This is a genomic window from Serratia sp. M24T3, from assembly GCF_000257645.1.
Lineage (GTDB): Bacteria > Pseudomonadota > Gammaproteobacteria > Enterobacterales > Enterobacteriaceae > Rouxiella.
Genome location: NZ_AJHJ01000004.1, coordinates 125,806 through 136,769 on the forward strand (window position 1 = coordinate 125,806; position 10,964 = coordinate 136,769).

General features: G+C 47.7%; 11 protein-coding genes. 5 read left to right on the forward strand and 6 right to left on the reverse strand.

Annotation, left to right across the window (positions count from 1 at the left end):
• The 3 genes from pqqB to SPM24T3_RS05155 all read right to left on the reverse strand — a co-directional run bounded on the left by pqqB (window position 1) and on the right by SPM24T3_RS05155 (window position 2,294).
• Window positions 1–912: a pyrroloquinoline quinone biosynthesis protein PqqB gene (gene pqqB, locus SPM24T3_RS05150; protein ID WP_009635651.1), complete on the reverse strand. Its 912-nt coding sequence runs from the start codon at window positions 910–912 to the stop codon at window positions 1–3.
• A 58-nt stretch (window positions 913–970) separates the two neighbouring features.
• On the reverse strand, window positions 971–1,048 hold the full coding sequence (gene pqqA, locus SPM24T3_RS24515) for a pyrroloquinoline quinone precursor peptide PqqA (protein WP_038328232.1): 78 nt from the start codon (window positions 1,046–1,048) through the stop codon (window positions 971–973).
• Between the two features lie 187 nt (window positions 1,049–1,235).
• Entirely contained in the window at window positions 1,236–2,294 is a 1,059-nt protein-coding gene (locus SPM24T3_RS05155; protein ID WP_009635652.1) for a dipeptidase, read from the reverse strand.
• Between the two features lie 357 nt (window positions 2,295–2,651).
• Between SPM24T3_RS05155 and SPM24T3_RS05160 the strand changes: the two genes are divergently transcribed.
• A complete protein-coding gene (locus SPM24T3_RS05160; protein WP_009635653.1) occupies window positions 2,652–3,293 on the forward strand; it encodes a hydrolase in 642 nt (213 codons plus the stop codon).
• 52 nt (window positions 3,294–3,345) lie between these two features.
• Here SPM24T3_RS05160 and SPM24T3_RS05165 read toward each other — a convergent pair whose 3' ends face one another.
• Entirely contained in the window at window positions 3,346–4,671 is a 1,326-nt protein-coding gene (locus SPM24T3_RS05165; RefSeq protein WP_009635654.1) for a type II toxin-antitoxin system HipA family toxin, read from the reverse strand.
• The gene (hipB, locus tag SPM24T3_RS05170; protein ID WP_009635655.1) at window positions 4,665–4,913 is read right to left on the reverse strand and encodes a type II toxin-antitoxin system antitoxin HipB; all 249 of its coding nucleotides are present in this window, start codon (window positions 4,911–4,913) and stop codon (window positions 4,665–4,667) included. Before hipB ends, SPM24T3_RS05165 begins: the two co-directional genes overlap by 7 nt.
• Window positions 4,914–5,152: 239 nt before the next feature.
• On the opposite strand from hipB, the gene SPM24T3_RS05175 reads away from it, so the two are divergent.
• The 3 genes from SPM24T3_RS05175 to ybiX all read left to right on the forward strand — a co-directional run bounded on the left by SPM24T3_RS05175 (window position 5,153) and on the right by ybiX (window position 8,866).
• Window positions 5,153–5,539: a VOC family protein gene (locus SPM24T3_RS05175; protein ID WP_009635656.1), complete on the forward strand. Its 387-nt coding sequence runs from the start codon at window positions 5,153–5,155 to the stop codon at window positions 5,537–5,539.
• Window positions 5,540–5,840: 301 nt separating this feature from the next.
• On the forward strand, window positions 5,841–8,126 hold the full coding sequence (locus SPM24T3_RS05180; RefSeq protein ID WP_009635657.1) for a catecholate siderophore receptor Fiu: 2,286 nt from the start codon (window positions 5,841–5,843) through the stop codon (window positions 8,124–8,126).
• Window positions 8,127–8,188: 62 nt separating this feature from the next.
• Window positions 8,189–8,866, forward strand: coding sequence for a PKHD-type hydroxylase YbiX (gene ybiX / locus SPM24T3_RS05185; RefSeq protein WP_009635658.1), 678 nt, complete (start codon window positions 8,189–8,191; stop codon window positions 8,864–8,866).
• Between the two features lie 69 nt (window positions 8,867–8,935).
• Here ybiX and SPM24T3_RS05190 read toward each other — a convergent pair whose 3' ends face one another.
• Window positions 8,936–9,661 carry a pirin family protein gene (locus SPM24T3_RS05190; RefSeq protein ID WP_009635659.1) on the reverse strand — a complete coding sequence of 242 codons (726 nt, stop codon included), beginning with the start codon at window positions 9,659–9,661 and terminating at the stop codon, window positions 8,936–8,938.
• 154 nt (window positions 9,662–9,815) lie between these two features.
• On the opposite strand from SPM24T3_RS05190, the gene SPM24T3_RS05195 reads away from it, so the two are divergent.
• Window positions 9,816–10,694 carry a LysR family transcriptional regulator gene (locus tag SPM24T3_RS05195; protein WP_009635660.1) on the forward strand — a complete coding sequence of 293 codons (879 nt, stop codon included), beginning with the start codon at window positions 9,816–9,818 and terminating at the stop codon, window positions 10,692–10,694.
• Window positions 10,695–10,964 lie beyond the last annotated feature (270 nt).

Sequence of the window (10,964 nt, forward strand, 5' to 3'; positions counted from 1 at the left end):
CTAAAGTTCAATGCGCATGCCGTCCCAACTGACTTCGATACCTTGCTCATTCAGAGCCTGCCTTTCAGCAGAAGATTCATCGAGAATTGGGTTGGTATTGTTAATATGAATGAGGATCTTGCGCTCGGCAGGCAGCGAAGAAAGCAGCTCCATCAGGCCTTGCTTTTCGGCCAGTGCCAGATGCCCCATATCTTTACCGGTATTGCGCCCGACGCCAGTGTTAGCCAGCTCGTTGTCACGCCACAAAGTTCCATCAATCAGCAGGCAGTCGGCTTTTTTCAGCCAGCCCATCAGGGCGTCATCGGGTTCGCCGAGACCGGGCGCATACATCAGCGTCTTACCAGTGCGGGTATCTTCGATAAACAGCGCAATATTGTGGCCCGGCAGCGGCTTGCCGCGATATTCAGAATACGGCGGGGCGTTGCTTAATAATGGAATGGCAGTAAATTTCAGTGCCGGGCAAACTGCAGTCGAGAAGGCTTCATCAGGATCAATCGCATGATGAACCAGGCCGCCGTTCCAATGGGAAAGCATGGTAAACACCGGAAAACCGGTGGTCAGATCCTGATGAACCTCAGGGGTACACCAGACCTGATGCGGACAGCCTTCGCGCAAATTGAGCAAGCCGGCGCTGTGATCAATCTGGCTATCCGTAAGAATAATTGAGCCAATGGCAGTGCCGCGTAACACACCGTGTTTTATCAAGTCTGGCGTGGCGGCAATTTGATGGCAGACGTCGGGAGAAGCGTTACACAGCACCCAATCAATACCGTCATCACTGATAGCAATTGAGGATTGCGTACGTGCCGAGGTTTTCATGGTGCCATTGCGCACGCCCTGACAGTTGTTGCAGTTGCAGTTCCACTGTGGGAAGCCACCGCCCGCAGCGGAACCAAGAACGTTAATCAGCATGTGTAGACCAGGAGTTGGAAAAGGAAAAATGCCCGCAGCGAACTACGGGCATGAGGGATTAGCGGTTAGAGATGTACAGAGTAACTTCTAAGCCCAGGCGCAGATCTACAAATTTAGGTTTGGTCCATGTAGTCATGGTCGACTCCTCTTGGTGTTGCAGGTTAAAAAATTCATCTTGCCGATAATAATTCCGGCAGATGAAGTGCTCGTTGTCAAATATTGAAAATTTGGCGCGGCAGATGTTCCTCCTAAGCTAAAGTGATATCAACCACGTAAAGTATAGGGGAATGGCTTAAAAAGCGCGCTATCTGCCCTTTTTGAGGTTAAACACCCCAAGTTTGCTTTAAAACTTTTAACCAGTTGCGACAGGCGAGTTTCTCAATCAGCGCGTTATTGTAACCGGCTTGTTTCATTGCCTGTAATAGCAAAGGCAGGCCGCTAACATCGCCTAACGCTTCCGGTACACTGATTCCGTCAAAGTCAGATCCCAGCCCGACATTGTCTTCTCCTACTTTTTCAATAAGATAATCAATGTGTTGAATGATTCTTTCCAGCGGCGTGTCCGCGTCACGTTTGCCGTCGGCACGCAGGAAGGCATTGCCGAAATTCACCCCGACAAAGCCGTCGCTTTCCGCAATCGCCGCCAACTGCCGATCCGTCAAATTGCGCGGTTGGGCGCACAACGCATGCGCATTGGAATGAGTCGCAACCAAAGGCGCATCGCTAAAGCGGGCGGTCTGCCAAAAGGCCTTTTCATTCATGTGCGAAACATCAATCAGAATTTTTTTACGATTGCAGGCGCGCAGCAGGCTTAAACCGGCCAGCGTCAGGCCATCGCCGCTGTCGGGGGAGCCGGGAAAATCTCCGGTCACACCGACGCCAAACTGATTTGGCAGATTCCACAGCGGCCCGATACTGCGCAGCCCCAACTGATAAAACTCATCAAGATTGCCGAGCGAAACGTCGATCGCCTCCGCGCCTTCAATGTGCAGCACCATCGCCAGCACGCCCTGCTCGATACAGCTTTCAATTTCATTGACTGTGCGACAGATTTTGGCCCGCCCCGCCGATTGGCGCTCGATACGCTGCAACAGGTTGATTTGCTGATGAGTAATCTCCAATGCATCGTGCGGCTGTGGCGTGGCATTCGGCTTTAGCTTTGGCATATAAGAGGCTGGGGGAATAAACACCGCAAACAGTCCTCCGGCAAAACCGCCAGCCTTAATGCGCGGCAGGTCCAGATGACCCTTGGATTTTTCGTCTGTTTTGCCATCCAAAAACTGTGCGACAGGATCTGGCGACTCGTTCAACCACAGGCGAAGCAAAAGGTCATTGTGACCGTCGAAAACAGGCTGAAGCGGAGCGTGCACGTTAAGGGTCATGAGAATAGTCAGCGTAAGAAGTGGGCTAAGGAAATTTCTTTAAATTCATTAAATAAATGATACCGCATTGTGGCTATTTCGCACCCGATAAAAAATGCTGCTCTGCGGGTCTGATTAATAGGTAATGGAAATCCCAAGTAGTTTATTAAATGTTTTTCCCCGAGTAATTGATTGAAAGAAAGCATTATTCTCATCATCTAACCTGTCAAAAAATTTTGAACAACATCGCAAATTCTTTCCGCTATCAGATTGATTCAACCTCGCCTATTGTTAATTCCAGCAGCAAGATGAAACAAAAAAACAAATTAAATTTCACAAGTTAATAACTCAACAATACTCTCTGAGAGGAAAAATATAATGTCCAAATTCGAACTGCTTGACCCAAAAAATTCAACCCTGATTTTTATCGACCATCAACCACAAATGTCTTTTGGCGTCGCGAATATCGATCGTCAACAGCTTAAAAATAACACCGTTGCTCTGGCGAAAGCTGGCAAGGTATTTAACGTGCCGGTGATTTACACGTCGGTAGAAACAGAAAGTTTCAGTGGATATATCTGGCCTGAACTTTTGGCGGTTCATCCAGATGTAAAACCGATTGAGCGCACCTCGATGAATTCATGGGAAGACGAAGGTTTTGTTAACGCAGTGAAGGCCACCGGTCGTAAGAAACTGATTATTTCAGCGCTATGGACTGAAGTTTGTCTGACTTTCCCGGCATTAATGGCGATGAACGAAGGTTATGAAGTTTACGTGGTGACTGATACTTCTGGCGGCACCAGCGTGGATGCTCATGAGCGCTCAATTGACCGTATGGTACAGGCTGGCGCAGTGCCAGTAACCTGGCAGCAGGTATTGTTGGAATACCAGCGAGACTGGTCACGAAAAGAGACATACGACGCGGTGATGAGTCTGGTTCGCGAGCACAGCGGCGCATACGGAATGGGTGTGGATTACGCTTACACCATGGTGCATAAAGCTCCGGCGCGTAAGGCTTAACAAAATTCTGGCAGAGCCAATTTTTGTTATTGGCTCTGCAAAATAAAACGTTTTATTCAGGCAGATTACCCAATCTTTTATAGCTTTTCTCAATCCCATTAAGAATAGAGCTACTGATTTTCTCAGGGAAATTTTCAGGAAGTTCATCCCTAATCTGAAGCAATACCCCGGGAGTCCTTTCAAAGAACTCAGTCATTATTTCGCGCATAGTTTGCTCGTCAAATCCGCATTTCTTTGCCGTTGCCAGAAAGTGCCGTGGGAAGATGGTTTGCCAGTGATACTTCTTGCCCTTTTTGGTCGAGGAAAGACTCATTGCTAACTGGATATCTTGCTTTGCCATGCCTGTGCCGCCGAGCATCGGATAACAAGAAAGAATGTCATAAAGTGGAGTGAGTCTGTAGCCACCATTAGGGCGAATGAAAATTGAAAAGTTTTTAGCATGCCCATCGGTAGCTGCCAGCAGCCAAAACAGCACAATGGATTTCATAAAGAAGATCCGATCTTGCTCTGCATTATCTGAACCCAGCAATAGCTGCATAATATTGGCAATATCAGGTCCGCCGTCACTTTCATATTTTTGTGCCGAGGAAATACCTTGAATCTGACAGAAATCTTCTTGTGGCAGCCTGATTATCCAAGATTGATCTGTGGAAAAACGCCGATCAAAACGCTCTACCGCAAGGGCTTTTACCTCTCCTGCTTTTATCATTTCGCAGTTTGCCGCATTCAGTCCATAGGCTCTTGCGATTCGCATGCACAACCATTCATTCTCTACGCTATCTCGAAGATCAAGGGTATGGCTGTGACTTTGGATAGTACCCATCGGGAGCTTAAAAATATGCGTGGTAGGTGTAATGCCCTGAGGCAGTTGCCAGGATTTTTTGTAGTTTAATAAAGCGGTTTTTTCCTGCGCGCCTGCAATTGAAATTCGAAAGTCATCTTCAGAGTATTTATCGGCTATTGCCTCTCTTTTATAACTCTCCAATATCGAAGCGAGTTGAGATTCGCTTAGTTTGCGCCCATTGATGATTTTCAGTTCTGGAAGTGCTTCACCTTCTGGGAGCAATAGCAAAGCGCCGACGCAATCCCTGCCGATCTCATAAAGGAGGTCAAAAGGCTGCATTGATTTAGCGTGATATTTAGCAGCTATACGCTCTCGAACAGTGCGGTTGTCTGGCAGCAGATTATCAAAAAAATTATACACTTCTGCGCCATCATATTTTTCGTAACGTAATGGTAGAGAGAGTGAAATAGGGCGTGCATCAGTGGTTTCTAACCACGATGGGGCGTAAATAAAAGAGTGCGCACCATTTTTTTCCTGAAGCAGTGTCCCTATAAGAAATCCATTCATATAAACAGACAGGCGGCTTGTTACCATTCTTCTGTCCATCCTTGTGAGCGTTTGTTTTCACCTTTTGCTTCAACATGCAGTTCCAGATTCAATGCCGACAAAATCTTGAAGAATGTTTCTATTTTGGTGGTATCCGGATTTTGCTCGAACTTCGAGATAGTGTCCTGCTTGATACCTACCCGGCTTGCCAAATCTGTTTGACTGATTTTCTGCGTTTTTCTCAAGTCTCTCAGATAAATAGCTAATTGTTTGGGGGATGTAATTTTCATTGGGCCTCTTTAATGCAGCGCCGTACCCTGAATAAAGATTAGCTATATTTAATGGCAGGATTTGATGGGCGTTGTCTGTAGATAAAACAATACCCCCTGTAGCGGGTAAAAACAAGCTTACCCGTTAGAGAGGGTAAATATCGTTTTACCCCCTGAAGAGGGTATTTTATTAATTACCCCCTGTGGCGGGTAAAAGTTAATAAAGTAACTCATTATTGCTGTAAAAAGAGGAAAGGCACGTGAAAATCGACAATTTAGATCATCTAGTTCTTACCGTGGCTGACATTGATACCAGCATAGAATTTTACCAGCAGGTGTTGGGATTTGAGGTGGTCACCTTTAAAGGCGATCGCAAGGCGTTGGCGTTTGGGCAGCAAAAAATTAATCTTCATCAGCTTGGCAAAGAATTTGAACCTAAAGCCAAAGCGCCGACGCCAGGTTCTGCGGATCTCTGTTTTATCAGTTCGACACCCTTGGCTGAAGTAATCAATGAAATCAATGCATTGGGTGTAATTATTGAAGAGGGGCCTGTTGAACGCACTGGCGCACGAGGCGCTATATTATCGGTTTATATCCGCGATCCCGATTGTAATCTTATTGAAATTTCTAACCTCATCTCCGCATAGCGGTTTACTGGGCCGGTTAAAATCGGCTTCAGTTCACACTTCCCAATCCCGATAAAACCTGCCAATTCAGTCTCTTAATACATCAAAATGTTCTAAATGTATGCAAACCGTAAAGGAATGTATTTTTTTTGTCTGCTTTTCGTGATAAAAATAAGAACATAAATGATAACTATTATCTTTATCATTTAATGAGTCATGATTAGATACGATAACCGACTGTTTTCCTGAGGAATAAAATTCTTAGGCAGTCGGTTATCTGCATGATAGGCATAAATTAACAATTTAAAACTAATAACGAAAAATGGAAAAGAACCCCAATTTACCTTTTAGCAGTTTCAATTCTCTGACGTTGTTTACAGGTTTGTGCATCGGCATCTCGTCACCAGGCTTTGCACAGGCGGCTAGTAATAGTGATTCTAAACAAGAAGATACTCTGGTTGTTGAGGCTCAGGCCCCGTCTCTTTATGCAACTCGGCAATCTGCCGATCCGAAATTTAGCCGTCCGCTGGTTGATACCACGCGCACCATCACGGTTATCCCGAAGCAGGTGCTTAACGATCAGGGTGTTACCAATCTGACCGATGCGCTGAAAAACGTTCCGGGTGTAGGCGCATTTTATGCCGGTGAAAATGGTAGCTCCTCAACGGGAGATGCGGTTTACATGCGCGGCGTTGATACTTCAAACAGCATTTATGTTGACGGCATTCGAGATATCGGCAGTGTGTCGCGCGATACCTTTAACACTGAACAAGTTGAAGTGATTAAAGGGCCATCGGGCAGTGACTACGGTCGCAGTGCGCCAACCGGATCAATCAATATGATCAGCAAACAGCCACGCATGGATACCGGCCTGGATGCCTCGGTCGCCGTGGGTAGTGCCTGGTTCCGTCGCAGCACTTTGGACTATAACCAGATGGTGAACGACACCACCGCGTTTCGTTTGAATCTGATGGGCGAAAAAACCCATGACGCCAGCCGTGATAAAGTGCAAAACGAGCGCTACGGGATAGCTCCTTCTATAGCCTTTGGCTTGGGAACGGCCAACCGTCTTTATCTTAACTATCTGCATGTTACCCAGCACAATACGCCAGACGGCGGAGTACCGACCATTGGATTGCCGAGCTATGGCGCACCTTCGGCCGCCACTTCTGCGCTGAACTCTTCCGGCAAGGTCAACAGCCATAATTTCTACGGTACTGATTCGGATTATGATGATTCGACAACCAATACTGTGACGATGCGCTTCGAGCACGATTTTTCGGAAAACACGACTATTCGCAACACCACTCGCTGGTCGCAAATTAAGCAGGATTACTTGCTGAGCGCCTTTATGGCGGCGGATTCGAACATCACTCGTCCGAGTAGCGATGTTGACTCATGGTCAATCGGGCGTCTGGCAAACACCAAAGATGTCAGCAACAAGATCCTGACTAACCAGACGAATATCACCAGTAAATTCAAGACTGGAGCTATTGGCCATGATATCAGCGCCGGTATCGAGTTAACTCGTGAAGAACAGACCAACTATGGTGTCAATGCGCTGACACCTCCGCCGGTTAATATTTACCATCCGAACAGCGATATCTCTATCGGTGGACTGACCCGCAACGGCGCGAACGCCAACGGAACTACTGACACCTTTGGAATTTACGCCTTCGATACTCTGCAAATTACACAACAATTTGAGGTGAATGGCGGGATTCGACTGGATAACTATCACACCTCTTATGATAGCGTGACTGCCTGCGGTGCAAGCGGTCGTGGAGCTGTCGCCTGTCCGGCTGGCGTTCCAAAAAACACTCCAATAACCACGGTGGACACCAATACCTCGGGCAATCTGGTTAACTGGAAGCTGGGCGCGCTGTATCACTTGACTGAAAACGGCAATGTTTATGCCAACTACGCTATCTCGCAACAGCCTCCGGGCGGCAGCACTTTTGCTCTGGCTGCGGGTGGCACAGGCAATAGCGCCAATCGCACCGACTTTAAACCACAGAAAGCCAAGACCACAGAAGTCGGCACCAAGTGGGAAGTGTTGGATAAGCGCTTGCAGCTGGCGGCCGCGCTCTTCCGTACCAATATTGAAAACGACGTGGAAGCCAACGACGACGGCACCTATTCCCAATACGGCACTAAGCGAGTAGAGGGCTACGAGCTGTCGGCAAGTGGAAATATTACCCCGGCCTGGCAGGTAATGGCGGGTTATACCCAGCAGCATGCGACAGTGAAATCAGGTGCTGTCGAGACCGCTGAAGGCTCGTCCTCTCTGCCTTACACGCCAAAACACGCCTTCACCCTGTGGAGCCAATATCAGGTCAGCGATGACTGGTCGGTGGGCGGCGGCGCGCGCTACGTCGGCGGTTTGAGCCGTGGAACCGATGGCGCTGTCGGCACTCCTTCTTACACAGAAGGCTACTGGGTAGCCGATGCGAAAGCCGGTTATCGCGTAAACCGCAATCTGGATCTTCAGCTCAACGTTTATAATATCTTCAACAAAGATTACGTTGCGTCGATTAACAAGAGCGGCTATCGCTACCATCCGGGTGAAGAAAGAACGTTTAAGCTGACAGCGAACGTGCATTTCTAAATCTGATTTTAAAAAGTGAACGTGGGGCTTCTTGCCCCACGATTTCATGTGAGATAAACACCATGATGTATCGTATTCCGGCAGTATTGAATTCTAATGAGCTGGCCGCTTTTAGCCGTGAACTGGATAAAGCCCCGTGGATTGATGGCCGTGCTACCGTGGGCAGTCAGGGCGCGCAAGTGAAGAATAACCAGCAAATTGACACGCGCAGCGAAGTCTATCCGCGATTGCAGGCAACGGTATTAAAAGCACTTCAAAATAGCCCGCTGTTTTTTGCCGCTGCCTTGCCGCGCAATATTTCTGCTCCGTTGTTCAATCGCTATCAGCAAAATGAAACCTACGGCTTTCACGTTGACGGCGCGGTGCGTAACAACGGCGAATCGGGTTGGATGCGTACCGATCTCTCGGCCACGCTTTTCCTTTGTGAACCAGAGAGTTATGAAGGCGGGGAGTTGGTGGTTAATGACACTTACGGGCAGCATTCGGTCAAGCTGGCGGCGGGTGATTTAATCCTTTATCCCTCGAGCAGCCTGCACTGCGTTACGCCGGTCACTCAGGGTATCCGCGTCGCCTCGTTTATGTGGATTCAATCGATGATCCGTGACGACAAGAAGCGCGGCATGCTGTTTGAACTCGACAGCAATATTCAGACATTGAAAGCGCGCCACGGCGAAAGTGAAGAGGTGTTATCGCTGCTGAATCTCTATCACAACCTGCTGCGTGAATGGTCCGAGATTTAATTTTTGAAAATAAAAAAGCCGGAGAAAAAATCCCCGGCCTGATAATGCTAATTTTCTAAAGCTCAAAGATTAACGCTGCGGATGGTTCACTTCTACCGGGCGCAGGTCAAACAGCAATACTTCTGCCTGATCACCGTCGGTGAAGGTCAGAGAGGGTTCATTGCGAACCCGTGCGCCGTCGCCTTCTTTAAACGTGATCCCGTTAATGGTGATGCTACCGCGAGCAACGTGGATGTAGGCGTAGCGGTCGGCATCAAGATCAATGGTTTGCTGTTCCGCACCATCGAAAAGCCCTGAGTAAATCTTGATATCCTGACGAACGCGCAGCGCGTTGTTATCGCCGGTTGGAGAAACGATTAGGCGCAGTTTGCCGCGTTTTTCTTCATCTGCTACTGAAACCTGCTGATAACCAGGCTCGGTGCCATTTTCTGCTGGCACGATCCAGATTTGCAGGAAATGCACGCCATCAGTTTTAGAGTTATTAAACTCACTGTGCGTCACGCCAGAACCCGCGCTCATCAGCTGCACATCACCAGGGATAATCACCGAACCGGTGCCCATCGAATCCTTATGAGCTAACTCACCCTGCAATACATAGGAAATAATTTCCATATTGCTGTGAGGATGCGCACCAAAGCCACGAGATGCCGCGACGTTGTCATCATTAATCACCAGCAGGTCAGAAAAACCAACCTGTTTAGGATCAAAATAGCTCGCAAACGAGAAAGTATGACGAGAGTGCAGCCAGCCGTGGTCACCTAATCCGCGTTGTTCAGACAGTCTTTGCTCGATCATGATGTGCTCCTGAGTTATTGGGGGGAAAGACGTTTGCCCTTCCGATAGAAAGAGATTAACCGTAAACTGATTTGCGTAACAGATGGCTTGAATGACAAACACTGTCACCTTTAAGTTGACAATACACGGCATCGAGAAACCAGGGATCGACAGCATGCAAATTGAAGACCTCCGCATTTTCATCACGGTAATCAAGGCTGGAAACTTTACGGCAGCTGCTGAACAGTTGCTGTTATCAAAACAGTACGTGAGCCGGAGGATGGCCGCGCTTGAGGCGTCGCTCGGCGTCCGTTTGCTGATCCGCAATACGCGTAAGCTGTCGGTTACCGAATCGGGACACGTTTTTTCGCAACATGCGCAGAAAATTTTGGACGATATTCAGGAAGCGGAACAGGCGGTTTCGGAACGTCGGCTTGAGCTACAGGGGTCATTCAGGATAAGTATTCCGATGTCCTTTGGTATGAGTTATCTGTCTCCGCTGATTGCTAAATTTCTTTGCCAGCACCCCTCGGTGCAATTCCAAGTGGAGCTGGGGGATAGATACGTCGATATGATTGGCGAAGGTTTTGATATCGCCATTCGCATTGGTTTACTTGCAGATTCAACACTGATTGCGCGTCGTTTGAAGGTTTTGAAACGCGTGATTTGCTGTAGCCCGGATTATTTAAATCGCATGGGTAAGCCAATTGTCCCCGAGGACCTGCTACAGCATGCCTGTTTGCGCTATGGCCGCGAAGGCCAGAACGGCTGGGAACTGATGCAGAACGGGAAACGCAAGTTGCTGGATGTCCACGGCCCGATTGTCAGTAACAATGGTGAAGTGTTGAAAGATGCTGCGGTTGCAGGACTAGGCCTGGTGCTGTTGCCTGAGTTTATTGTTGAGACAGCATTAAAAGAGGGCAAATTAGTGGCGGTGCTGGAGGATTTCTATCCTGAGCCATTAACCTTGAGCGCAGTCTATCCGCAGCATCGCCAGCGCAGTGAGGTCAATAAAGCGTTTCTAGATTTTCTCGAGGAGCACTTAACGTCTTAATTATAGTTATGAATCGATTGTTTTAGGTGAACAATTTTAGGTGAACATGCCCCGGCATTTCGAGTCTTGAACAACGGGCTCTCTCTCAAGGGCGATTCTATCGAGTCTGGGCCAGATAAAAAAACCAAATTAATCTGGCCTGATTAAAGTCTTATATTTAAATTATTTTAATTAAATTCTTTGTTTCAGATATTTGTATAAAATATTGCCTTCTAAAACCATTTCGAGGTGTAGTATATAATTACGTCAAGAAACAGATTTTGTTTTATA